Origin of the sequence: Paenibacillus anseongensis, assembly GCF_009757995.1 — a bacterium.
Taxonomy (GTDB): domain Bacteria; phylum Bacillota; class Bacilli; order Paenibacillales; family NBRC-103111; genus Paenibacillus_E; species Paenibacillus_E chondroitinus.
Genome location: NZ_WSEM01000012.1, coordinates 115,327 through 139,280, shown reverse-complemented (window position 1 = coordinate 139,280; position 23,954 = coordinate 115,327). Strand labels below are relative to the sequence as shown.

At 46.0% G+C, this 23,954-nt stretch carries 21 protein-coding genes, 1 riboswitch and 1 other annotated feature; of the genes, 15 read left to right on the top strand and 6 right to left on the bottom strand.

What is annotated here, in order from left to right:
• Window positions 1-76: 76 nt before the first annotated feature.
• The 7 genes from GON05_RS13025 to GON05_RS12995 all read left to right on the top strand — a co-directional run bounded on the left by GON05_RS13025 (window position 77) and on the right by GON05_RS12995 (window position 8,696).
• Window positions 77-1,213: a DNA sulfur modification protein DndB gene (locus tag GON05_RS13025; RefSeq protein WP_157319542.1), complete on the top strand. Its 1,137-nt coding sequence runs from the start codon at window positions 77-79 to the stop codon at window positions 1,211-1,213.
• Window positions 1,213-2,391 (top strand): DNA sulfur modification protein DndB, encoded by a 1,179-nt coding sequence (locus tag GON05_RS13020; RefSeq protein WP_157319541.1) that lies wholly within the window; start codon window positions 1,213-1,215, stop codon window positions 2,389-2,391. Before GON05_RS13025 ends, GON05_RS13020 begins: the two co-directional genes overlap by 1 nt.
• Before the next feature lie 451 nt (window positions 2,392-2,842).
• Window positions 2,843-3,190: a hypothetical protein gene (locus tag GON05_RS39045; RefSeq protein ID WP_221435230.1), complete on the top strand. Its 348-nt coding sequence runs from the start codon at window positions 2,843-2,845 to the stop codon at window positions 3,188-3,190.
• Between the two features lie 259 nt (window positions 3,191-3,449).
• Window positions 3,450-3,677, top strand: a complete 228-nt coding sequence (locus GON05_RS13010; RefSeq protein ID WP_127457765.1) for a DUF7667 family protein — start codon at window positions 3,450-3,452, stop codon at window positions 3,675-3,677.
• Window positions 3,678-3,761: 84 nt separating this feature from the next.
• A complete protein-coding gene (locus GON05_RS13005; RefSeq protein ID WP_157319539.1) occupies window positions 3,762-6,998 on the top strand; it encodes a glycosyltransferase family 39 protein in 3,237 nt (1,078 codons plus the stop codon).
• 159 nt (window positions 6,999-7,157) lie between these two features.
• Entirely contained in the window at window positions 7,158-7,700 is a 543-nt protein-coding gene (ssuE, locus tag GON05_RS13000) for an NADPH-dependent FMN reductase (protein ID WP_157319538.1), read from the top strand.
• A 117-nt stretch (window positions 7,701-7,817) separates the two neighbouring features.
• Window positions 7,818-8,696, top strand: a complete 879-nt coding sequence (locus GON05_RS12995) for a 5'-3' exonuclease (protein WP_157319537.1) — start codon at window positions 7,818-7,820, stop codon at window positions 8,694-8,696.
• A 131-nt stretch (window positions 8,697-8,827) separates the two neighbouring features.
• Here GON05_RS12995 and GON05_RS12990 read toward each other — a convergent pair whose 3' ends face one another.
• On the bottom strand, window positions 8,828-9,676 hold the full coding sequence (locus GON05_RS12990; RefSeq protein ID WP_157319536.1) for a helix-turn-helix domain-containing protein: 849 nt from the start codon (window positions 9,674-9,676) through the stop codon (window positions 8,828-8,830).
• Between the two features lie 177 nt (window positions 9,677-9,853).
• Between GON05_RS12990 and GON05_RS12985 the strand changes: the two genes are divergently transcribed.
• On the top strand, window positions 9,854-11,338 hold the full coding sequence (locus GON05_RS12985) for a tagaturonate epimerase family protein (RefSeq protein ID WP_157319535.1): 1,485 nt from the start codon (window positions 9,854-9,856) through the stop codon (window positions 11,336-11,338).
• Window positions 11,339-11,392: 54 nt separating this feature from the next.
• Here GON05_RS12985 and GON05_RS12980 read toward each other — a convergent pair whose 3' ends face one another.
• Entirely contained in the window at window positions 11,393-11,701 is a 309-nt protein-coding gene (locus GON05_RS12980; protein ID WP_181646387.1) for a hypothetical protein, read from the bottom strand.
• A gap of 58 nt (window positions 11,702-11,759) precedes the next feature.
• Window positions 11,760-12,053 (bottom strand): DUF3055 domain-containing protein, encoded by a 294-nt coding sequence (locus GON05_RS12975; protein WP_127457771.1) that lies wholly within the window; start codon window positions 12,051-12,053, stop codon window positions 11,760-11,762.
• Between the two features lie 196 nt (window positions 12,054-12,249).
• Here GON05_RS12975 and GON05_RS12970 point away from each other — a divergent pair, with 196 nt between their 5' ends.
• On the top strand, window positions 12,250-13,263 hold the full coding sequence (locus tag GON05_RS12970) for an HRDC domain-containing protein (RefSeq protein ID WP_157319534.1): 1,014 nt from the start codon (window positions 12,250-12,252) through the stop codon (window positions 13,261-13,263).
• Between the two features lie 52 nt (window positions 13,264-13,315).
• Window positions 13,316-13,588: a binding site (T-box leader), on the top strand.
• 54 nt (window positions 13,589-13,642) lie between these two features.
• The gene (tyrS, locus tag GON05_RS12965) at window positions 13,643-14,899 is read left to right on the top strand and encodes a tyrosine--tRNA ligase (RefSeq protein WP_157319533.1); all 1,257 of its coding nucleotides are present in this window, start codon (window positions 13,643-13,645) and stop codon (window positions 14,897-14,899) included.
• A gap of 63 nt (window positions 14,900-14,962) precedes the next feature.
• On the opposite strand, the gene corA is transcribed toward tyrS, so the two are convergent.
• Both corA and GON05_RS12955 read right to left on the bottom strand, forming a co-directional pair.
• On the bottom strand, window positions 14,963-15,898 hold the full coding sequence (corA, locus tag GON05_RS12960) for a magnesium/cobalt transporter CorA (protein ID WP_127457774.1): 936 nt from the start codon (window positions 15,896-15,898) through the stop codon (window positions 14,963-14,965).
• 300 nt (window positions 15,899-16,198) lie between these two features.
• Complete coding sequence (locus GON05_RS12955; RefSeq protein WP_127457775.1) at window positions 16,199-16,426, bottom strand: hypothetical protein; 228 nt, start codon at window positions 16,424-16,426, stop codon at window positions 16,199-16,201.
• A 220-nt stretch (window positions 16,427-16,646) separates the two neighbouring features.
• A riboswitch (SAM riboswitch) is annotated at window positions 16,647-16,776 on the top strand.
• Between the two features lie 103 nt (window positions 16,777-16,879).
• Here GON05_RS12955 and metA point away from each other — a divergent pair.
• The 4 genes from metA to mqnC all read left to right on the top strand — a co-directional run bounded on the left by metA (window position 16,880) and on the right by mqnC (window position 21,470).
• Window positions 16,880-17,824: a homoserine O-acetyltransferase MetA gene (gene metA, locus GON05_RS12950; protein WP_157319532.1), complete on the top strand. Its 945-nt coding sequence runs from the start codon at window positions 16,880-16,882 to the stop codon at window positions 17,822-17,824.
• A 34-nt stretch (window positions 17,825-17,858) separates the two neighbouring features.
• Window positions 17,859-19,025 carry an aminotransferase class I/II-fold pyridoxal phosphate-dependent enzyme gene (locus GON05_RS12945; protein ID WP_276509499.1) on the top strand — a complete coding sequence of 389 codons (1,167 nt, stop codon included), beginning with the start codon at window positions 17,859-17,861 and terminating at the stop codon, window positions 19,023-19,025.
• Entirely contained in the window at window positions 19,025-20,197 is a 1,173-nt protein-coding gene (locus tag GON05_RS12940; protein ID WP_157319530.1) for a trans-sulfuration enzyme family protein, read from the top strand. The genes GON05_RS12945 and GON05_RS12940 overlap by 1 nt, the downstream gene beginning before the upstream one ends.
• A gap of 136 nt (window positions 20,198-20,333) precedes the next feature.
• Entirely contained in the window at window positions 20,334-21,470 is a 1,137-nt protein-coding gene (gene mqnC / locus GON05_RS12935; RefSeq protein WP_181646386.1) for a cyclic dehypoxanthinyl futalosine synthase, read from the top strand.
• 55 nt (window positions 21,471-21,525) lie between these two features.
• Here mqnC and GON05_RS12930 read toward each other — a convergent pair whose 3' ends face one another.
• The gene (locus GON05_RS12930; protein ID WP_157319529.1) at window positions 21,526-22,626 is read right to left on the bottom strand and encodes a GGDEF domain-containing protein; all 1,101 of its coding nucleotides are present in this window, start codon (window positions 22,624-22,626) and stop codon (window positions 21,526-21,528) included.
• A 194-nt stretch (window positions 22,627-22,820) separates the two neighbouring features.
• Here GON05_RS12930 and ytxC point away from each other — a divergent pair, with 194 nt between their 5' ends.
• A complete protein-coding gene (ytxC, locus tag GON05_RS12925; protein ID WP_157319528.1) occupies window positions 22,821-23,762 on the top strand; it encodes a putative sporulation protein YtxC in 942 nt (313 codons plus the stop codon).
• Window positions 23,763-23,954: the final 192 nt, after the last annotated feature.

The window sequence follows — 23,954 nt, the reverse complement described above, 5'->3', positions numbered from 1 at the left end:
AAAAATAGGAGAATGAGAGATATATGATTTTTTTGCACAAGAAGATTAAACCTTAATAGTTGAAAGGGGTAAGCATATGGACGCCATTTCCTCATTATCAGAGCTCTTAGCTGAGCAGAAGCCTTCATCGTATGTAGAAATTCCTGGAGTCTTGGGACAGACGTTTGGGCAAGCGACAATTGCAGCAACATTACCTATGAGCAAATTATTTTCACTCTATGAAGTTGATTTAGAAGTTCAGCGTGCGATTATTCCGCGCAATCTTTCTAAATTAATTGATTATGTTAATCTGTACTTGGAGAATCGCCAACCGATCTATTTCCCGGGCATTATTTTCTCAGCAAGAGGCGCGGGTCAATATGACGATGAACAACAAGCGCTTCGTTTGCAACCGATTGAGAAGTTGTATGTGGTAGATGGCCAGCACAGACTGGCAGCTTTCCAACGCATTATGGAAACGTTGCAAAGCCAGATGGCACGTGCCAAAGACCGTCGGGAATACGAAAAGATGGAAGAGATCACAGAGAAGCTTCGCCGCTTGTATGCGTTCCCGATTTCCACGATGACGTATTTAGACATTAACGCACGTCAAGAACGCCAATTGTTCTCCGACATCAACAAACTTCCTCGCAAGCTTGGCGGTAACTTGGCTGTGCTTCGGGATCAACGCAGATTTTACCATGTTGCTGCAACGGAGCTTGCTTCCAAAGCCCCAGCTATGCAAAAGCTGACCGTTGACATGTTCTCTGAACGCGGTAAATCGCCTGAGTATTTGTTCTCGTATCACTTGCTGATTGAGATTTTGATTGCCTTGTTCGAAGGCAGAATGAAATCCGCTGCTCGGAATAACGGTTACCAATATGAGGACAAAGATCTTCAAGATCTGGTTTCTTTAGCGGGGACTTACTTTAACGGTTTGCTGAATTATTTGGATGCGCCGGCCAAAGGTGAAATCGTTTGGACTGAAAATATCCAAATTGCGCTTGCTTTGTTCATCCATGAAGAAGCAACGAAAACAGGCAAATTCAATCGTTATGCGCTTGAGCATGCTTTGAAAATACTTCCTCATGTCAATTGGAACGGGATTTACGCGGGAGACGAGAAGGATCGTTTACCTAGACGTACCCGGATCATGAAAGCTTATAATTTCATCAAGAATTTCTATACAGAGCAGAATGCTTTCCTAATCAGCGATAAGGAGGATGTGAGCTAATGGAAGGATTACGCCTCAAAATGACGATTCATCCGTTTTGCGAGAAATTCGGGCTTTCAACCGTAGCCTTGCGCGTTCAGGATTTGCTCAATTATACGATGATCGACCCTATGGTACAGCGGAAGCTAAGTAATATGCAAAGACGTAAAATTTCCACGTATCTGCAAGAACGCGAACTGGATCATGTCTTTTTCGGCCCGGTTACGCTTTCACTGCGTGAAGTGAATCAACTTTCCAAAGGTGAGAAAGAATTTTTGCTGAAGCATGGTTCGAAGCTTTCTATTTTGGATGGCCAGCATCGAATTTTGGCGCTTGGTTATGTGAATGAGCAAATGCAGAAGGAAGTTCGACGCTACGAGAAGAAGCTGGTACTTCTGAAAATTAAACAGCGCAAGATGCCTGAAGATGCAGATATTAAGCAAGAAGTGGAAGAAACGGAAGGCACGATTAATCAACTTGAGAGCAGACGCCTTGATTTGATGGAGACACAGCTTGCCGTGCAAATCTACATTGGCTTAACGGAGGAAGAAGAGCAGCAGCTATTTGGCGACATCAACTCCAAAGTCCAACTGGTGAGCAAAGAGCTCGGTCACTCTTTCGATTCCATTGATCCGCTTAATCTCGTTATTCAGCAGGTTGTTGATCATAACGTGTATCTCAAAGCTGTCGGCGTAGAGCGACGCAGCAATTTGACGTCATTTAACCGTAATTTCACATGCTTCAGCTGGTTATATGCGACCGCAACCATGTTGTTTTCGGGCAGAATGCAGCCGTCTTATGAGCTTCAACGCAAAATCCGCCACGATCCTTCGACGTATGTGGAGATCCTGCACCAATTCTTCAATACGTTATTGCCGATGATGCCGGAGCAACCGGGTCTCGCGCAGTATACATCAGCAAATCGGGTGATCCAAGAAAGCATTGCGCTCTACTCGAACCGTTTCTTATTCCCGAACGGGCAATATAACGAGGAATGGACAGATTGCCTGCAAATTCTGGAAGGATTTGATTGGTCCCATGAGAATGAGGAATTGATTTATGTCTTCGGCGCATTGGATAACGGCAAAATCAACCTGATTCACGAAAAATCATTGAAAAAGCATGTAAAACTCGTACAATTCTTCCTCGAAGGCACAGAATCAGCGAATGCGTCAGAAGAAGAAGAGTCAACAGCATAATAGGCTTGACCCAGTGCCTTTCTCTCTCAACGAGTGTTGTGAGAGGAAGGCTTTTTGGTTTGCGGAGGCTCGTCTCATCCAAACCAATAATGGAAGAATAGAAACGCATAATCTACCAAAAATACGAAATATACGAAATATACGAATATCTTGCGTCATTCGTCTATACCAAAAAAGGTCACTAGAATACTATGTACTATAAAGATTGAAAGGAGGAGAAAACGATGAGTTGCTCCGTATATGCTACATTGTCTCGCATCAGCCTTGGCACTACCATCACAATCCATGCAGGTACTACTCCGAACCACACAGGTAGATTTCTAGGAATTGAACATGGTAACGTTGTTCTTGCAAGTAATAATACTGTATTCTTTTTCCCGGTTGATAGAATCTCCGTTATCCACATCCCTTAATTAAAAAAGTTGGAAGAGACTGTCTGGAAAGGTCAGAAATGATCGGATGGACAGTCTCTTTATTTCAAGTTACACTTCCTATATTCGGTCGTGAGGAACACGCCGCTTCGATACTTTGTATCGGGGCGGCTTTTTGTGTTTATTTTGTCCAAAAAAAGGAGTGGGGCCGTGTGCAAAGCTTTGATCAGAAATATGAGGAATGGTTGCAAATGAATATCAAACAGGAAACTAATCAGAGAAGGCGTGGATTACTTGAAAATGGGAGGCGGGCTAACGGACTGAGTGGACCTTATTCGGCGAAAATACGGCCGTTTGAATTTCTAACGAACCCCAGCGCCGTTATTCACCTAAAAAGCGTGGAAATTAGCCCGATTTTGGTCCAATAGCGTCTCTGGAGTCCGTTAGATTTGGAACAGGGGCGAAATATGCGAAATAGCGGCAGTGGGGTCCGTTAGCGCACAACAAGTGTGGTGGAACGAGATGTGCGGGCAGTGGGTTTCGATATATCGGGTAGTAGGTTTCGATCTATCGAATGGTGGGATTCAATGTCAGATATTTTTATCGTCGCCCGCTTGTTTCAGCGCTCCCAACTTTGTCCATACTGCATAATGTTAGCACCTTATCGAGCAGGAGGGTCTTGGAACCATGTTGGCCGTTCATCAACGTATGGCGGAGTTATGGACATTACGCAGAGCGCGGGAGTTAACGCGAGCAGAGCAGGATGAGTTAATGCTGTGCATGGAAGCTAACGCGACCTATGTTTGGAATCGTTTAAAACTAGAAAATTTATCGCTTTGCGCATCGCTTACAGGAGATTATGATTGGCTGCACGATATTTGCGAGCGCATTGAAAAGATTGAACCTAAGCACTGACCGAAAGAGGTCGGTGCTTTTTTCCTTTTCTGCTAGAGAGTGGACGGGTATAATGGTAGTAGTCTATTTTTAAGGAGATGCCTCATGGTAAGCTGGTTCAAGCAAGTGGGCGAAGGGCCCTATAAATTCTTACTTCTGGGTTTACTGCTACTGACAGCGCTATTCATAAGACTCTATCTTGCACCAATCTGGATGGGCTATGATACGGATGTCCGAACGTTTCTGGCTTGGTCGGACCGTGCTTATACGGTTGGTTTGTCCGGCATGTATAACAACGCCAAGGAATATTTCCTGGATTACCCGCCAGGATATATGTATGTCCTTTATGTTATAGGTATGCTGCACCACAAGTTGTCCATCCCTTGGGAGAGTGGACAATCGTTATTACTGCTGAAATTCCCTGCCATTCTGGCGGATATCGTAACCGTTTATTTGTTGTTCCGACTTGCAGTCAGCAGGAAGGACGGCGCGCGAACATGGCTGCAAGCGATAGGAATAGCTGCGTTGTTTGCCTTTAACCCTGCGATTTGGGCGAACTCTGCGATTTGGGGACAGGTTGATTCGTTTTTTATGCTGTTTGTTGCGGCGACATTTCTGATGCAGCAGCGCGGGAAGCTGCCTCAAGCTTCCGTGTTTATCGCCTTGGCTTTATTGCTCAAGCCGCAGGCGCTTCTTTTCGGCATTTTTCTGCTCATTGATGTATTACGCAAGCGCAATTTGATGGTATTCCTGCTGAGTGTGCTCAGTGGCATGACGACCATAGCGGTAGTTGCCCTTCCTTTTGCCATTGGAAGAGGTTATGGATGGTTAATCGGACTTTACTCCGGCACGCTGGCCTCCTATCCCTACGCTTCCCTGAATGCGTTTAATCTTATGACGCTCTTAGGCGGTAACTTTATCGACATAAAAAAGAGTTTCTTACATATCTCCTATGAAAAATTGGGCATAGTGCTCATGATCCTTTCCATCTTGTACACTTGCTATCTGTATATCCGCAGCAAAGGCCAGAAGGGTGCAGTTTTGTATGTGGCTTTCTTATTTATAACGGCTGTTTTTATGTGTATGACCAAAATGCATGAACGCTATTTGCACTACGGGCTGCTGCTAGCTCTTACGAGTTTTATTTATATCAAGGATCGCCGTATTCTTGGTCTGTTTATTGGCTTTAGTTTGACTCATTTCATCAATATTGCGGATGTGCTGCTGCGAAGTTTTCATCAAGATTATCATATTCCGCGCTATGATCCCTTGATGCTGGCTGTATCAGCCATCAATGTTATATTATTTGTTTATGCATGTATTTTGGGATGGAGGCTTTTCGTGCAATCACAACAAGAACAGAATAATCAGGATGACCTCGTCCCGATTCCACAAGTCCCGACCACGGACAAGTGGACCGAGCGCTGGAATGCCATTTTCAAAGAGAGTAAGGATGGGATAGAACGAAGCCCGAAGGGACGTTTTTTCTCTAAAAAGGATGCGTTATACCTAGGTTTACTGGTCGTCATATACACCATTATTGCTTTATTCCATCTAGGCGGTCATAAAGCGCCAACTACTTTTTGGAAGCCGACAACCACTGGGGAAGCCGTCGTTGCTGACCTCGGAAGCTCGCACAACATAACTAGAATTAATACCTTTGCCGGCGTTGGGGAAGGTTCCTATTCCTTCTGGTTCTCACAAGATGGCCAGCAGTGGCACGATCAAATCTCTGTCAAATCCGATCATACCAAGGTTTTCACATGGAACGCAGTAGAACCGATGAAAGACGCTCGTTATGTGAAAGTGGTGATTGACGGGCAGGAAAGCGCACCGCTGCATCTGCATGAAATCGGGATTTTCGGGGATGGCAATTCGACCATTTTACCGATTACTGACCTGAAAGAGCAGGATATAAACCCTGCGGATGAAGGAAAAACAGCGGATTTATTCGATGAATCTAGCGTAGTACCGTACACGCCTACGTACATGAATGGGACTTACTTTGATGAGATTTATCACGCAAGAACGGCCTACGAGCATCTTCACAAAATAGAGCCTTATGAAAGCACGCATCCTCCGTTAGGTAAAGTGCTCATGGCGATCGGCATTTACATATTCGGGCTCAACCCGTTTGGGTGGCGTATTATTGGAACGCTGTTCGGGGTCGGCATGATACCCGTGATCTATGTGTTCGCCAAGCGGATGTTCGGCCGTTCTGAATATGCTTTTATCGCGGCATTCCTCTTAACGTTTGACTTTATGCACTTTGCGCAGACACGCATTGCGACGATTGATGTTTACGGCGTATTTTTTATCATGCTGATGTTCTATTTCATGTACCGCTATACGACGCTAAGCTTTTATCGGGAAAAGCTGTGGGCTACACTGATCCCACTTGGCTTGTCCGGCCTCTTTTTCGGAATAGGCGCGGCCTCCAAATGGATCGTGATCTACGGCGGTGCCGGCCTAGCCCTTCTGCTGCTATTATCTTTAATAGAGCGTTATAGCGAATACCGGATCGCTCGGCGTTTGCTGCAGGAGGATGCGCATAAAGCGCCATCTCAGGTTCAGACGGATCTGGAAGATCCGGTGCAGCACGTTGAAACCGAGGAAGACACGAAGCCGGCTCTATCCGATTTAGAGCGCAGCCGATTACTGAATGTGCAGAAACGATTTGCAAAAAACACGATCTATACTCTCCTGTGGTGCGTACTAACGTTTGTTATCATTCCGTTGGGTATTTATACGCTATCGTATATTCCTTTCATGATGGTTCCGGGACCTGGACATCAGCTGAAGGATGTCGTCACTTATCAGGTGCATATGTACAAGTATCATAAGGATTTGGTAGCGACTCATCCGTTCTCTTCCCCTTGGTGGGAGTGGCCGATGATGCTGCGCCCGATCTGGTACTATCAAGCCAAGTTTATGCCGCAGGGCATGTTGTCGAGCATCGTCTCGTTCGGAAATCCGCTGGTTTGGTGGCCTGGCTTTATCGCGGTCATCTGCTCGTTCTATGTGGCTGTGAAGAGGAAAGATAAGCTGCTGCGCATGCTGTTAATCGCTTATTGTTCCCAATACTTGCCATGGATGCTGGTGCCGAGGCTCACTTTTATTTATCACTATTTTGCCATGGTGCCGTTCCTGGTGCTCATTCTGACCTACTATATCAAAGATTATTTGGAACAAGGTCCGCTTCATAAAAGAAGATGGGTTTACGGCTATTTACTGGGCGTATTCGTCTTGTTTGCGTTGTTCTATCCGATTCTTTCGGGTATGATGATTCCATCCAGATATTCCTTCTTCCTCCGGTGGCTGCCGGGCTGGAACTTCTTTTAAGAAAAGTGGTTGACGTGCCTGACAGGCGATGGTAAGATAATTCCAAGTAAAATACTATGATTTAAAAGTCGACCGAACAACAGGAGACTCCGACCTTACATTGAACAATGGAAGCGGGGTCTCTTTTTTATCAAAAAACCATAATGGAGTGTGAACGAAATGGCGAAGGTAGTCATTATCTCAGGAAGTCCAACCCCCACATCCCGATTACACGGGGTTATTGAAGTAGCGAAGAATGAATTGGTGCAAGCGGGTCTTACCGTAGACTGGATCAAAGTGCGCGATATCCCTGCAGAAGACTTGCTGTACGCCAAGTTTGACAGCGAAGCCATTGTGAGCGCGAATGCGCTTGTTACTGCTGCAGATGCTGTTTTCGTAGCTACGCCTGTTTACAAAGCCTCCTATACCGGTGTGTTAAAAGCCTTCCTTGACCTGCTCCCACAAAAGGGGCTGGAAAGTAAAATTGTGCTCCCTTTAGCAGTAGGCGGCACGCTTTCTCACTTGCTCGCTATCGACTACGCGCTTAAACCGGTGCTGTCCGCATTGGGTGCACAAAATATTTTGCAAGGTGTGTATGTGCTCGATAAACAGGTGACTTGGGGCGAACAAGGACAAGCCATTCTTGAGGATGAAATCTCAACAAGGCTACACGAGTCCGTCACGCAGTTCATACAAGAAATTAAGTGGCATACCAGCCGATAAAATGGAATAGAGTTGACGTAAACCGCCATTGGTAACTTTTACTGATGGTGGTTTTTTGTGCCGGGGAGAGCGATGCCGTGCTATACTGAACATATATTTATTTGGATAGGAGCGATTATGTTGTCAGAGAATTCATCTGGTTCCGTGCTGCTTGTTGACGGGATGGCGTTATTATTTCGCGGTTATTACGCGACTTCATCGAGCGGTTATATTATGCGAACAGAAACCGGCGTGCCGATTAACGGGGTATACGGCTTTCTGAAATATTTACTTGATGCGATTCAAACCTTTAAGCCTTCCCACGTGGTATGCTGCTGGGACATGGGGAGTAAAACATTTCGTACGGAGAAATTTGAAGCATACAAAGCGAATCGCGGACCTGCCCCGGAGGAGTTAATTCCGCAGTTCGATTTAGTGAAAGAGGTTACAGCTAGCTTTAACATTCCGAACATTGGTGTTGTCGGTTATGAAGCTGACGATTGCATCGGAACACTGGCCCGTACATACAGCCCGCTGACGAAAGTTCAAATTTTGACCGGAGATCATGATATGCTCCAGCTTGTGAATGAGAGCACGGAAGTTATTATTATGAAAAAAGGGCACTCCAACTACATGGTTTATACGCTGGAAACGCTGATGGAAGAGAAAAGTCTGACTCCTGCGCAGATTATTGACCTGAAAGGCCTCACCGGCGACACGGCAGATAACTACCCAGGTGTCAAAGGGATTGGCGAGAAAACAGCGACAAAGCTGCTGAACGAGTATCAGGATATTGGCGGCATTTTGGAAAATTTGGCGTCACTGCCAAAAGGGGTGCGGGCAAAAATCGAAGCGGAGCTGGAGATGCTGCATTTATCGCGTGACTTGGCGACGATTCGTCTGGATGCGCCTGTTGCCTGTGCGCTTGAGGACTGCGGTTGGGCGATGGAGCGGGAGAAAGTGATCGCGAAGTTCGAGGAGATTGCGTACAAAGGATTAATCAAGTTAATCGGTTAATATAAAAGGGAGGGTGCCGAATAGGAATCGGCATCCTCCTTTTTGCGCGTGCTAGCAAAAGCGAGCAAGCTGTTTAACGAGCAGCCCTAACGCTGCTTCTTATCATTTTGGCGAGAAATGAGCTACTTCCCTCAGAATTGTATCGCCGATTGCCGGTAGCGAAGGGGCGTCGTTTTGGTAATCTGCCGAAAAACACGGCCGAACTGGACCAAGGAGCCGAAGCCGACCTGCTCAGCAATTATGATGACTTTCATTTTGCTCTCGGTCAGCAGCCTTTGCGCTTCCTGGACACGAACAAGATTGATATATTCGACCAGTGAAAATCCGGTAATTTCCTTGAACATACGGCTTAAATAAGCCGGGCTGATTTCAAATCTTTCCGCAAGCTCTTCCAATCGCAAAACTTCGGCAAAATGGGTGTTGATGTAACGCACGATCGTCGATATTTTTCGATGTAAAGGAGAGACATGCTCAGGTGATGTGACCGGATGCTGGCGAATAAAACGCGAAGTGAACAGCAGCAGCTCGATCAGAAAATGACGCAAAGCGAAGGTTTGCCCGAGCTGAGGTTCTTTCGCTTCATGTATCATTTTGCCGAGAATGTCTTCGACAAATCGACGGGTCGGGAGATCGAGCCTAAGCACAGGAGCAGCATGCGTGAACGCATCGAGCAGGTAAGGAGCATCGGATTTCATGCTTTCCAGGAAGTGATCGCTGAAATTCATCACGACACGCGCATGCCCAAGCTTATCGGAATCCGAAGTAGCGTGAAGCTCGCGCCGATTAATGAGCACCAGGTCTCCCGGAAGGATGAGATACGAGCGGTCCCGAATGAAATACATGCGCTCACCTTCATACAAATAATAGAGCTCATACATATCATGCATGTGCTGTGTTCTCTCGAACGATCCATTACGATGTATATGTTGAATATAAAATGGGCCTTCATCCTCATTGCCGAAGGTGACGGTGCTGGGCATCTGAGTACTCCTTTTGTTCAAGTTGTTGTAATGAAAGTATAACATAAGCACAGTGAAAAATATGAATAGTTTTCCTTGAAAATAGGAATAGATGAAGAGAAAACGCTCCTAACTTGCGATATGATTAAGCTATAAGAAAATAGCAAACGTTTGCAAAATAAGGGAGGAACACAAGGAATGAAAGAGCTTATAGACGCAATCAAATCAGGAAACACATCAACGTTATCAGCGCCAGGCGTTAAAGTATATGGTTCATCTTTTACACAAATTGGAAATACTTCAGTTGTTATGGTACGTACCGAGGCTGGAAAGCGGCTAGTTGCGGTTGGTGAGAGTGATTTGTTCAATCAATTAAACGGAGAAGTTGTGGATGGCGCGAAAGTTGCTCCATTAACGCACGAGAATCGTTTGACATTGAATCAATTCTTGCCTTATACGGCCCCGCAAGCATTTGGCACGCAGGTAGCTACGATGGGTCTGGGCGATCGTCTTGGTATTGCAAGCCCTGGACATATTCAAACGATTCGCGGCAAAGATATCCGTCCCGTATTGGCGCAGCAAAGTATTCGTGAGCTTGCGCTTACAGGCAGAACGTATGAAGACGTTTTGGACGCGGCGGCTTACGCGGTTTTCCAAGAAGGCTACAAAGATGGCTATGGCGCAGACGGCGACCATTTGAAGAAAGAGGAAGACATCGAGTATGCACTGCGTCTTGGCTTTACGATGCTGACGCTCGATTGCTCCGAGAACATCGACAACACGATTGAAACATTGTCGGCAGATGAGGTTGCAGTTAAGTATGCAGTTTTGCCAGCAGGCTTGCGTGAGCACTATGAGAAACGTTACTTGGAGACACCTGCTAATGTACCAGGTGCAGCACTTAACTACACGCGCGAAGCGCTCCAAAAAGATGTGCTCATCTACGACGCAGCCATTAATTTCATGGAAGCTATTTACCGCAAATATATCGCAACTTTGGATCGTGCGGTTGATTTTGAAATTTCGATTGATGAGACGGCTACACCGACATCACCTGAAGCCCACTATTTGGTAGCGAACGAGCTTCGTGACCGTGGGGTTACCATTTTCAGCATGGCGCCGCGCTTCTGCGGAGAATTCCAAAAAGGGATCGACTACATCGGCGATATCGCGCAATTTGAGCGTGAGCTGGCGAGCCATGCAGCGATTGCTGTGCATTTTGAATACAAGCTGAGCATTCACTCCGGTAGCGACAAGTTCAGTGTGTTCCCGCTAATCGGACAATACACAAAAGGTTTGTTCCATATCAAAACGGCAGGTACAAATTGGCTCGAAGCGGTACGTGTTGTAGCAAAAGTAAACCCATCCCTGTATCGCCGCATGCATCAATTTGCTTTGGATCATTTCACAGAAGCGACAGCTTATTATCACGTGACGACGGACATCAATGCCATCGTTCCACTTGCTGAAGTCGCGGATGCCGATCTGCCAAACTACATGGAAGAAAACAATGCGCGCCAATTGCTGCACATCACATACGGTCTGCTGCTGCAAGCCAAAAATGCCGATGGCAGCAAGCAATTTGCTGAAGAGTTCTTCCGGACGATGACGGAGCAGGAAGACGTATTCGCTGAAGGTTTGCGTCATCATATTGGCAGACATTTGGAGCTGCTCGGTAAATAATAAAAGAAGAGGCAATCCTCAAGCGTTTTAATCTGCTTGAAGATTGCCTCTTTCTTATTCTTGATTCGAAGGTTCATTCCGGTTATCATCTGCGCCAGGATAATCCCGTTTGAGCCCTTCGTGCAGCTCATGGTTTTCATAGGAAAACCGGTTCGGCGGGCGCTGATCTTTACGCCAAGGCGTGCTTTTTCCCAGCGATTCCGTGTTTAGGCTTGTGCCATAAGGGCCTTCGGGAAATTCCTCGGGAATCAGGTCGTTTCGCTGAGATTCGACCGTCTCCAAATCAGTGTATACATCTCGCTGCTCGGGTATGAACCCCTTTGTTTCGGTATACTTATCTTTCGCGGACTCTTCAACACTCATGGAAAATGCCTCCTCATCTGGGTTGCGCATGCTTTTTCCAGTGTCCCCCGCTGATCCGTTAAATATCCGTGAAATGAATGGAACCGATAATTTGCGATAAAAATCCATTCAGTTCCAATGCTTGTTCTTCATTGAGCTTGAAGGCGTACTCGAGGTATCCCTCTTCGGCCAAGTCATCCGGACCAATTACCGCACTGCGTCCTGATTGTAAATCAATGACAAGTTTTTTGCCGTAATAACGGGTTGTTGTCATGATCGCAAGGTCAAAACGGTGCAGCGCATTGCCGACGAAGCATACAAAACGCGTTGTCGTCTCTTCTTGATGGTCGTATAAAAAGTCATAATCAGACATAAGGGCCCTCTTTTCATTCTGGTATGTCTTTCATTATAACCGAAATAGGCTTGTCAACAAAACATAGGTTGCGCCCATCTTACAAACATGGTATGATTTGGATATTAGAAAAAGGGAAGCACCTTTTCAGCCTAGCTGAAGAGGTGCTTTTTCGTTTTTCTTAACCCATTTTCGTAAATGTTTGGAGGAGGTAAGTATGAACATTGTTTTTTTGAACACATTGGAGAAAGAAACGGGGGATCATCGCGTATTATCTGCGCAGGTATCGATTGCTGAAGAGCAAGGCGTGTGGAATGTGTTCTGGAACGAGCCCGACAGCGTGGGCAAGCTGCAGCAAGATCAGTGGTACCAAGGGATGAGTTGGGATGAGATGTTAAGCACCTTCCGTCATGGTTTACGCGAGAAGTTTCGCAGCGGTTTCCGTCCTATCGTGAGCTCGGAGCTGGAATCCGCCCAAGTGCTGTCTGGCAAAGCGAGAATGACGCAGATGCTGACTTATTATTGCGAAGAAAACCCAAGCGAAGAAGTGTACGAACAGCTTCGTGCATGGAGACGCGAACAAGCCTCGCGTGAAGGCAAAGCACCGTATATTCTCGCAACGAATCGGGTACTGCGCATGATATCTGTTTTCTTACCCCAAAGCAAGGAAGAACTTCAGCAAATCCCTGGCTTTGGTGAGCAGAAGACCAATATGTATGCAGGGGATATTTTAAAAATTACTGCGGAGTATACGCGTTCGAATGGTTTTCCGCTGGATTGGGTTGCCAAGAGCGTCGATATCGTCAAGTTTGAGTCATGGCTCCTCGCTCAGAAGGAGCAGAAGCTGCGCATGGAGCTGGATCGCGAGGTTAGCAAACGCAAGCTGCTCGAGATTACGGCTCGCGGAGGCAGCTTGGCTGATCTCCAAACCGATTTGACGATGCCGCGCAGAGAGCTCTTGCTGTGGGTAGAGGAACTGGACCGCGAAGGCTATGATATGGATCTGCTGGTGGAAGCAGAACTGGCTTCGGTCCCGGAGGAGGAACAGATCAAAGCATGGAACGCTTTTGAATCCGAAGGCGACCGTTATCTGAAGCCGGTTCTTCAGCGTATGGGCGGTACGGAAGAACTGAAAGGCAAAGAGCTCGACCGCGCATATGAATGGCTGCGATTGCTGCGATTGCGTTTTCGCAAGGACAAGGAAAGCATGAGCGCGCAAGCTGCAAGCTAGTATTGACAGAGCTGAGGCAGATATGATTAAATGGTCAATAATCTTAATAGCAATCAAAGCGATGACGAACTGGGGTTATGCCCTTAGTAGGAGTAATGCCGCTGCTGCAGAGAGTCGGTGGAAGGTGCAAACCGATGCAAGCATGACTCCGAATTACCGTTCCGAGTTGGTTGAGGGAACATGCTCCGTTTGAGAGCATCAGTAGCTTATACCCGGCATCCTATGCCGTTACAATGACTAAGTGAAAGAGAAGGCTGCGAATGAGAGTCGCAGATCCTTCCCTTTAATTAGGGTGGTACCGCGAGACAACCGTCTCGTCCCTTTGTGGACGATTTGGTTGTCTTTTTGTTTTTTCATAATGATGAGGAGGGATTGCAAGATGACAGGGATCGAATTAACCGATGCACAAAGGCAGGAAGTCGAGCGCCAACTGCAAATCATTAAACGTGGTGCGGCTGAGATTATACCAGAGGATGCACTGAAACAGAAAATTACCCGGGCAATTGTAACGGGAAAACCGTTGAAAGTGAAATTGGGCTTAGATCCATCTGCGCCTGATATTCATATTGGGCACACGGTTGTCTTGCAAAAGCTTCGCCAATTTCAAGAGTTAGGCCATGAAGTTCAGCTGATCATCGGAGATTTCACAGGGCGTATTGGCGATCCAACGGGGAAGTCGGAAACGCGCAAGCAGCTGACAGAAGAGGATGTGCAGCATAATGCCCAAACGTACCAGACACAGCTATCCAAAATTTTGGATTTTACGAAAACAACCTTTTACTACAATTCTAGTTGGCTGGGTGAACTGAAATTTGATGATGTGCTGAAGCTGGCGGGCAAAGTAACGGTGGCGAGGATGCTGGAGCGGGACGATTTCGCCAAAAGATACGCGGCCAATCAGCCGATTCATGTGCATGAATTTTTCTACCCGTTAATGCAAGGCTACGATTCCGTTGCACTGGAGACCGACATTGAGCTTGGGGGTACGGATCAGACATTTAATATTCTGATGGGACGCACGCTGCAAGGCGCCTATGAGATGAAAGATGGCCAAGTGGCTATTCTGATGCCGCTGCTCGAAGGGCTGGATGGCACGCAGAAGATGAGCAAAAGCTTGAAAAATTACATCGGTATCGATGAGGCCGCGAATGAAATTTTCGGCAAAACGATGTCGATCCCGGATTCTCTTATGCTGAAATATTATGAGCTAACGACTGCGATCTCAAGCGAAGAGCTTCAGGAGTTGAAGGAGAGACTGGAAGCGGACTCCATCCATCCAAGGGATGCCAAGATGAGGCTGGCGAAGGAATATGTGCGTATGTATCATGGCGCGGAAGCAGCTCAAGAGGCAGAGCAGCATTTCATTACAGTCTTTCAGAAGAGAGCACTGCCGGAGGATATCGAAGAAATGCAGATCAGCGAGGAACTGCTCGATGCTGGCCAGATCTCCATTATTAAGCTGCTTGTAGCTATGAGGCTGCAGGCTTCCAACGCAGAGGCAAGACGCAGTATTGAGCAAGGCGCGGTGAAAATCAATGAAACGAAGATATTGAATATCCATGAGTTATTCCAGCCGCAGGATGGCGATATTGTTCAAGTAGGCAAACGAAAGTTTGTGAAAATCAAACGGGTGTAGTCATCGCCTAAAAAAAGGGCCTCTTGAACAGCGATATGCTGCTTCAAGAAGCCCTTCCTTCTATTATAGCCATTCTTTTTTACGGAATAAAATATACATGGCAATGCCTAGCACACCCATAAACGCTAAGACGAACTCATCGCCATGAGCGACATGGAGCCCTAGAATGTTATCAAAGTTCATTCCGAACACTCCTGTAATGAACGTCAACGGCATGAAAATAGTTGTCAGCGCGGTAAAAACACGCATGATATCATTCGCGCGGTTCGCCAGGCTGGATTGATATGCTTCTCGTAAGTTCCCCATCAGATCGCGGAGCGTATCGAACGTATCCACAATTTTGACGGCATTCTCATAAATGTCGCCAAAATATTTCTGGAGCTGGTGGTCAATCAACCTGAGATCCTTCTTGCCAAGCGTACCGATCACATCACGTTGTGGAACAAGCACTTTTTTGAGCCAGAGAATTTCCGAACGAAGTCCGATGATTTCATTCAAATGAGATTTTTTGGTCGCTACCAAAATATCTTCTTCCAGCTTTTCAATCTTGGCCTCGATACGGTCACCAACCGCAACGTAATTATCGACGACAAGATCGACTAGATGGTATAGGAAACGGTCGGCGCTGTTGACCTCCTCTTCCCAGAGAAACGGCTTTAAAGCGCGAAGTTCATTAATTTTTTGCCTAGTAACGGTAATAATGACATGTTTGCTAAGAAATAGATTAAGTCCACGAAGGAAAATTTCCTCATCATCAAAACGAATGCTATTTATAACGATAAAATAATGCGAATCATAAAATTCAATCTTAGGACGCTGTTCCTCTTCGCTCAAGCAGTCCTCCACGGCCAAATCATGTAGATGGAATAAAGGCTGAAGAAGTTCTAAATCCTCGATTCCTGCATCAATCCAATAAAAGCCTTGTTCTGGAGGTGTTAGTGCGACAGACACGTCTTCGACCAATGTGAAAATGCCATTCTGAACCCACCGTGTTTTCATCTGATCCACCCCTTTGCATGGAATCAGCCGGTTACGTTCATCATGTGCGCGAGACTACGAATGATGGAATAACCGACTGCATTCCTACACTATAAAATTTACAAAACTTGCAGGTGCTACTCCTCGGTTCCCCGTCCAAACGTATGCCCCCCTTTTGCGTCCGTGTCGAATAATACTTGTCTAGTATAACCCTTCATATACCCTGTTTCAAGCCAAAAAGTTTGGCGCCACAAGTAAGAATGCGCTCTAGATACTCTATGGATTCAGGGCTTGTTCGGTGTCAAAAAAAACCGCCATGAATTACATGGCGGCTTTCAAGATCTTGCCTTTCATTTCTTGATAAATATCAATCAGTTCAGGATTGCCTCGGAGCAGCAGATCTTCTTCACTCTCTGCTCCATAGACTCGGCATAATAAGGCAGCGGCATCCTCAGCTTGTTGCCTGGTTGGCTTCGATGTTTCAATTAAAGCGAAATATCGATTTAATGAAGCGAAAGCAGAGAAGTTATCCGAAGATGGTGCGGACATAATGGACCCCCTTTAATCGTTAGATAATGTAATCAGTTTGATATTTATTTAACCCTGTTTCGCGTTATTTAAACACCAAATCACGATACATTTCGTATCAATATTACCATAGATGGACAGCCTGATGCAATTTCTTTGTTTTGCAGGTTGTCAGGATCGGTTAATGTCTTGACTTTACTTTATTTTATAGTATGATGATTTTAATCGCATACGTTTCATTTTCTTATCAAGAGTAGGTGGAGGGACTAGCCCTATGACACCCGGCAACCGACAAACCTTTGCAAGCAAAGGGATGCACGGTGCTAATTCTTGCGGAACCGCTTGTAGAAAGCGAATCTGGGAGATAAGAGAAGGACATTGACAGTGACATTCCATGGCCTTTCTCTGATTCCAGAGAAGGCCATTTTTGCATTTTCATACACCCAAAATAAACCATGAAGAGGAGTGAACAGGATGCCGATCAAGATTCCTGACAACCTGCCTGCCAAAGAAATTTTAAACCAAGAGAACATCTTCACCATGGACGAATCTGTCGCGTATCACCAGGATATACGTCCACTTCGCATTGCTTTGTTAAATTTGATGCCTACTAAAGAAACGACCGAGACGCAATTGCTGCGCTTGATCGGGAATACGCCGCTGCAGGTGGAATTCGTTCTTCTGCATCCGAAAACTCATACTTCTAAGAACACCTCCGTTGAACACCTGGAGATGTTCTATAAAACTTTTGACGATATTAAAGAAGAAAAGCTGGACGGCATGATTATTACAGGCGCCCCAGTTGAACAGATGGAGTTTGAAGATGTGAATTACTGGGAGGAGTTGACGCAAATCCTGAATTGGAGCAAAGAAAACGTCACTTCAACCTTGCATATTTGCTGGGCAGCCCAAGCGGGCTTGTATCATCACTTCGGGGTTCGTAAATTTGCGCTGGACAACAAAATTTTCGGTGTATTCCCGCACACGGTAGAGGTGCCGAATACGAAGCTGCTTCGCGGTTTTGATGAAATTTTCCACGTGCCGCAATCGCGCCACACAGACGTTCGTCGTGATGACATTGAGCGATGTCCGGACCTGGAGATTTTATCCGAATCAGAGGAATCCGGTGTCTATATCGCGGCAACACGTGATGGCAAGCATATCTTCGTAACAGGACATTCCGAATATGACGCGAATTCATTGAAATGGGAATACGATCGGGATGTGAGCAAGGGACTTCCTATTGATATCCCCAAAAATTATTACCCCAACAATGATCCTAGCCGGCAGCCTTATAACACTTGGAGAGCTCATGCGAACCTGCTGTTCTCCAATTGGTTGAACTATTATGTGTACCAAGAAACGCCTTTTGAGCTTACCGCTAATATCAATGAAAGCCTGGCAAGTGCGTCACTTTAATTCGAACCCAAATCATGAGGAGGAACTCCCTTTGTTGAAAATCGAAAGTCGTCTCGCCCAAATTGGCTCCATCGAAGAACCTGTAACCGGAGCTGTCAGCTTCCCTGTTTATCAAGCTACTGCTTTCCGTCACCCGAAGCTCGGCCAAAGCACCGGATTTGACTACGCGCGTACCAAAAGCCCAACTCGTAAAGTGCTTGAGGATGCGATCGCGCAATTGGAATCCGGAGATGCGGGTTTCGCATGTTCATCCGGCATGGCAGCCCTGCAAACGGTTTTTGCCTACTTTAGCCAAGGCGATCACTTGATTGTTTCCTTGGATTTATATGGCGGTACGTACCGTCTGCTCGAGAAAATCATGTCGCGCTTCGGTGTAACGGCTACGTATGTAGATACGAACGATTTGGACGGTTTGGAAACTGCTTACCGCCCAAATACCAAAGGGCTGATCATTGAGACGCCGACGAATCCACTCATGATGATTACAGATATCGAGCTTGTATGTACATGGGCCCGTAAGAAAGGCATCGTGTCCATTGTCGATAACACGCTTTTAACTCCTTATTTACAGCGCCCCCTAGAACTGGGAGCAGACATTGTCGTTCACAGCGCGACCAAATATTTGGGAGGACACAACGACGTGCTTGCCGGTTTGATTGTGACCAAGGGCAAGGAGCTTTCAGAGCAAATGGCCTTCCTTCACAATTCGATTGGAGCCGTGCTTGGGCCGCAAGACAGCTGGCTTTTGATGAGAGGTATGAAGACGCTGGCGCTTCGTATGGAGCGTCATGAACAAAATGCAACAGCCATCGCAAACTTCCTGCTGGAGCACCCGCTCATCAGTGATGTTTACTACCCGGCACTGGAATCTCATCCAGGTCATGCCATTCAGAACAAACAATCGAGCGGAAACACAGGGATTTTCTCCTTCAAAGTGAAAGACGCCAGACTGGTTGAGCCGATTCTGCGTCACATTCAGCTTATCGCCTTCGCCGAGAGCTTGGGCGGCGTCGAATCGCTGATGACATATCCGGCTGTACAAACACATGCGGATATCCCGCTTGAAATTCGCCAGCAAATCGGTGTGGATGATCGCCTTCTGCGCTTCTCTGTCGGCATCGAGCATCAGGATGACCTTATCGCTGATTTGGCGAATGCGCTTAGCCAAGCACAAGCAGAATTAGAAGGAGAATCCCTGTAATGAGCCATTCACCGAACGATAAACGCAAGCCGCACGGCAAATTCGCTACTAAACTCATACATTTTGGCGCTGAGATTGATGAAGTAACAGGCGCTTCCAGCGTTCCTTTGTATCAAGCGTCAACTTTCCATCAAGCTGACTTGGAAGTTTCTCCGGAGTATGATTATACGCGTTCCGGGAACCCAACCCGTCAAGCTCTGGAAGACTACATTGCCCTACTCGAAGGAGGAACGCGCGGCTTCGCTTTTGCTTCCGGCATGGCCGCGATTTCCTCGGCCTTCATGCTTCTTTCACAAGGAGATCATGTGATTGTGACCGAAGACGTGTACGGTGGTACATACCGCTTGCTTACTACGATCATGAATCGGATGGGTGTCGAATCAACCTTTGTTGATATGACGGATATCGCCCAAGTTCGTGCAGCGCTGCGTTCTAACACAAAAGCAGTGTTTCTGGAGACGCCTTCGAATCCGACGCTTAAAATTACCGACATCGCGGAAGTAGCTGCTTTTGCCAAAGAGCACGATTTGCTGACGATGTTGGACAATACATTCATGACACCGTATCATCAACGTCCGATCGAACTAGGAATTGATATCGTTCTCCACAGCGCAACCAAATTCCTGGGCGGACACAGTGACGTCCTGGCTGGACTTGCCGTAGTTGCGAATGACAGCTTAGGCCGCAGAATGAAGCAGATCCAGAACGGATTAGGCAATGTTCTTGGCATTCAAGATTCATGGCTGCTCATCCGCGGAATGAAAACTTTGAAAGCCCGTATGGAAGTGTCGGAGAAAAGCGCGCAAAGATTGGCACAATGGCTGTCTGAACAGCCTGACGTTGAGGTCGTGTATTACCCGGGTCTTCCGAACCATCCGCGTAGAGAGATTCATGAAAAGCAGTCCCTTGGTTATGGGGCCGTTGTTTCCTTTGATGTTGGCTCCGGTGAAAAGGCTAAAAAGATGCTGAGCAAAGTGCGTATTCCGTTGGTAGCCGTTTCTCTAGGCGCTGTAGAAAGCATTTTGTCATATCCGGCTATGATGTCTCATGCCGCAATGCCGAAGGAAGTTCGCCTGCAGCGAGGCATTACCGACGGTCTTGTCCGGTATTCGGTTGGCCTGGAAGACATCGAGGACATCATTGAGGATCTGGAGCAAGCGCTTCGCGGTTAAACGTTCCGGAATTCCCAGAATAGTCATATTTGAAAAAGGTTCCTACTTATGAAAAGCAGCAATTTGCTGCTTTTTTGGCATGAGTATGGTACGATAAATGGATACGAGCCATCAGAAATTAAAGGAGTGAAGAGCTGTGAAACCGATCGATCGTATTTTAAATAAAGCACAATCAGGCGGCCGAATTGATGTAGAAGAATGCATTACACTGTTCGAATCCGATCAAATAGAGAAAATTGGCGATACCGCGAATCAAATTATGAAGAAATGGCATCCGGACCCGATTACTACATTCGTTATTGGCCGGAACATCAACTATACAAACATTTGTGATGTATACTGCAGATTCTGTGCGTTTTATCGTGCTCCTGGTTCAGCTGAAGGATATGTTTTGCCGGACGAGACGATTTTCCAGAAGATTCAAGAGACGCTGGATGTGAATGGTACGGAGATCTTGATGCAAGGCGGTACCAACCCGAACTTGCCGTTCAGCTATTACACGAACATTCTTCGTGAGATTAAGAAGCGTTTTGACATTACAATGCATTCTTTCTCACCAGCGGAAATTATGAAAATGAAAGACGTTTCAGACGGCTTATCCTTAGAAGAGGTTGTTCGCCAATTGCATGAAGCCGGACTGGATTCCTTGCCTGGCGGTGGCGCCGAAATTTTGGATGACCGTACTAGACGCAAAATCAGCAGGCTTAAAGGTTCATGGCGCGACTGGATGGACGTCATGCAAACCGCTCACAGAATTGGTATGCACACAACAGGTACCATGGTAATCGGTTTTGGGGAGTCGATGGAGGAGCGCGCGCTTCACATGCTGCGTATCCGAGATGCACAAGACGACGTATTGATGCAGAACCTGAATACGCCTGGTTTCCTTGCGTTCATTCCGTGGACGTTCCAACCGGATAATACGAACATGAAGGCGGAGAAAGTAACGCCTGAAGAATACTTGAAAACATTGGCAATTAGCCGGATTATGCTCGACAATGTACCGAACTTCCAATCTTCTTGGGTTACAATGGGACCTGAAGTGGGTAAACAGACTTTGAGCTATGGCTGCAACGATTTCGGTTCTACGATGATTGAAGAAAACGTGGTATCCGCGGCGGGTACGACGCATAAAGTCAACGTTACTTCAACGCTGGACATCATTCGCCAAGCGGGCAAAATTCCTGCGCAGCGGAACACGAAATATCAAATTCTGCGTGTGTTCGATGACGAAAACGTGAAAATTGATAAAGATTTTGTTATGCAGAACTAATAAATAAAGAAGCCTCCTTCCACTTGTATCGTGGTTGGAGGCTTTTCTGCGTTACTTATCGCACTTCCTTCAAGGGAGCAGTGTGAATGATCGTTCGATTTTTACCCGTTTTCTTGGCTGTATATAAGGATTGATCGGCGCCGGCGAAAAGCAGCTCTTTGGAAGTTCCAGGCTGATACTCGCTGAGCCCGATAGAGATGGTGACAGGTTGGCCGTTCAGCTCTTCCTGTTTCATTTGAGAAATTTGCCAACGAATACGTTCGAGCAGGTCAAACACCACATCGGTGTTCTTCTCTGTGAAAATGATAGCGAACTCCTCACCGCCATATCGGGCTACAAAATCATTGAGGCCTACATGATGTTTCAAGGTGCTGCTGACGTTTTTCAAGACGGCATCACCGGCCCTGTGGCCATAGGTATCATTGACTTTCTTGAAATTGTCGATGTCGAGCACAGCGATATGAATGCAGAAGTGACCTAAAGCGTTTTGCACGATAAGCTCATCCAAGTATTCATGGAAGGTAATATGATTGTACAAATCGGTTAGCGCATCCGTTTTGGAGAGCTTGTCCATGATGATATTTTTGATCAATAATTCCTGTTTCAGCTCCGTTGTTATTTGCAAATTGTTCAGGATTTCAACCCCGCGCTTAATAATACCGAATGTAATGATCGAAATAATAGTTAGTACCGGCAGTATCGTCAGCAGATCTATGAAGGTGTAATCTGCGAGTAAGCGCAATTTGACAATAAAAAGAATGGAGAAGGAGACGAGAGATAAAGCTATGGAATATATAATCTTGGAAAATTGCAGGTAAAAAATAGAAACGAAAATGGGAAGCAAAAGATAAAGGATAACGAGATTTATTTCATAATTGAAGTAAATAATGGTGAAGGATAAGATCGCACCGCCGCTAATGATTTGGTAATCCAACTGATTTTTATAAAATTTATTGGTTGTTTCCAGCATAAGCAGGATGAGGATCATGGTAAGGACGGAGACAATAAGATGCCCTGATGTGAAGGATGCATCTCTTTTTGTAGTGAAAGAGTAGAGAAGTTCGAAAGGTAGTTGAAGCAGGACAAGGAACCAGTAGGTGTTCAGCAGCTTGCGGTTCCAAGCATGTCTGTGCAGTTGATATGCGTCTATTTGCATGGATATTCACTCCAATTTGAGACTAAAGCACTACGATGATTATCATAGCATGAAAATTTGCGAGATTGGAATAACTTTACTTAAAGATTTGATAAAGAATGCTGAAAGGAAATGGCAATTTGTTCGTTGTATATCTCCTACCTATCGACCATATACTCTTAAGAGGAGGATGTATTGATGGAAGGAGTGAGGGTATGGAGCTGTTTACTATCGTGATCATGAAGGTTGATGAGTCCTATGTGCGTTCGTTAAGCGCTCAAATCGAACGTGAGCTGCAACTTTTACATATGGTTGAAAGTGGATGGACTATTGCATACGAATGGTCAGAAACACATGCATATATCCGCCTGGAATCGAAGTTGACTGACGAGGAAATTTCAGCGGTGCGACGCCAAGTGCTGCCGAATCTGGCTGGTGTATTGGCAGATCACATCATTGCGGACAAGGAATCAAGTATTTTGCGTCAATTGCTTATTAAAGAGTTTAAATATGAGGCCAAGGAAGATTTAGAAGCTATCGAAGGGTACTGTAAACCGACCGTTTATACAGACACAGGGACAGAGGACTCCCCTGTTCTTACCAACAGTTTCGGCATTCAGCGGCGCAGACAAGTCTTGGTCGACCAACTCGTGTTGGCTCTAGAAGAAACTTCAAGACTCAGTTTGGACGGCTTCCTGCATTTCCGTTTGCAAGATTACACGGACGAGCTCCGGGAAATCGCGGAATATGCGATAGACGAATTCATGATGGATCGCCAATACCAGGAATTTATTTCTCTTTTGCAATATTTTGTGTATATCCAAGAAGCCAAAATTCCGGTTGTTCATCTCATTCACAAAGGCGGGCATGAATTCGTTATTTTGAATGATCGTATGGAACTCATTGATGCTAATGAATTTGATGCTTCTTTTAAAATGGAAATGTTGGAAAAGGACATTAATTTCGAAGATATGATCGTGAGCACGTTGATAACGGTATCTCCTGCAAATATCTATATTCACACAAGAGACGCTGACATGACGATCATCAAAACGATTAGGCAGATCTTTGAGGATCGAACGACGGTGTGCTCCTACTGCCGGACATGTGACATTTATTTAGGGGAAGCGAAAAAACAAGACCAACTATCCCCTTGACCTTGAACGAAGAGCCAATTATAATAGTGAGCGAAGGCGTTAATCAAAGACAAGAACTTTCTGCAAGAACTGCACAGAGAGAGGAGACCAGGCTGCAATCTCCTTCAGTGAAACAGATGGTTTACCCCTTTGTAGCCGTGTTGTGGAATTCGGTCTGATCTGCAGACTGTTAGTATACAACACCGGAATCAT

Bases quoted from the DNA above. Each gene is read 5' to 3' on its own strand.
- GON05_RS13025 (WP_157319542.1), top strand. From the start codon at position 77: ATGGACGCCATTTCCTCATTATCAGAGCTCTTAGCTGAGCAGAAGCCT.
- GON05_RS13020 (WP_157319541.1), top strand. From the start codon at position 1,213: ATGGAAGGATTACGCCTCAAAATGACGATTCATCCGTTTTGCGAGAAA.
- GON05_RS39045 (WP_221435230.1), top strand. From the start codon at position 2,843: ATGATCGGATGGACAGTCTCTTTATTTCAAGTTACACTTCCTATATTC.
- GON05_RS13010 (WP_127457765.1), top strand. From the start codon at position 3,450: ATGTTGGCCGTTCATCAACGTATGGCGGAGTTATGGACATTACGCAGA.
- GON05_RS13005 (WP_157319539.1), top strand. From the start codon at position 3,762: ATGGTAAGCTGGTTCAAGCAAGTGGGCGAAGGGCCCTATAAATTCTTA.
- ssuE (WP_157319538.1), top strand. From the start codon at position 7,158: ATGGCGAAGGTAGTCATTATCTCAGGAAGTCCAACCCCCACATCCCGA.
- GON05_RS12995 (WP_157319537.1), top strand. From the start codon at position 7,818: ATGTTGTCAGAGAATTCATCTGGTTCCGTGCTGCTTGTTGACGGGATG.
- GON05_RS12990 (WP_157319536.1), bottom strand. From the start codon at position 9,676: ATGCCCAGCACCGTCACCTTCGGCAATGAGGATGAAGGCCCATTTTAT.
- GON05_RS12985 (WP_157319535.1), top strand. From the start codon at position 9,854: ATGAAAGAGCTTATAGACGCAATCAAATCAGGAAACACATCAACGTTA.
- GON05_RS12980 (WP_181646387.1), bottom strand. From the start codon at position 11,701: ATGAGTGTTGAAGAGTCCGCGAAAGATAAGTATACCGAAACAAAGGGG.
- GON05_RS12975 (WP_127457771.1), bottom strand. From the start codon at position 12,053: ATGTCTGATTATGACTTTTTATACGACCATCAAGAAGAGACGACAACG.
- GON05_RS12970 (WP_157319534.1), top strand. From the start codon at position 12,250: ATGAACATTGTTTTTTTGAACACATTGGAGAAAGAAACGGGGGATCAT.
- tyrS (WP_157319533.1), top strand. From the start codon at position 13,643: ATGACAGGGATCGAATTAACCGATGCACAAAGGCAGGAAGTCGAGCGC.
- corA (WP_127457774.1), bottom strand. From the start codon at position 15,898: ATGAAAACACGGTGGGTTCAGAATGGCATTTTCACATTGGTCGAAGAC.
- GON05_RS12955 (WP_127457775.1), bottom strand. From the start codon at position 16,426: ATGTCCGCACCATCTTCGGATAACTTCTCTGCTTTCGCTTCATTAAAT.
- metA (WP_157319532.1), top strand. From the start codon at position 16,880: ATGCCGATCAAGATTCCTGACAACCTGCCTGCCAAAGAAATTTTAAAC.
- GON05_RS12940 (WP_157319530.1), top strand. From the start codon at position 19,025: ATGAGCCATTCACCGAACGATAAACGCAAGCCGCACGGCAAATTCGCT.
- GON05_RS12930 (WP_157319529.1), bottom strand. From the start codon at position 22,626: ATGCAAATAGACGCATATCAACTGCACAGACATGCTTGGAACCGCAAG.
- ytxC (WP_157319528.1), top strand. From the start codon at position 22,821: ATGGAGCTGTTTACTATCGTGATCATGAAGGTTGATGAGTCCTATGTG.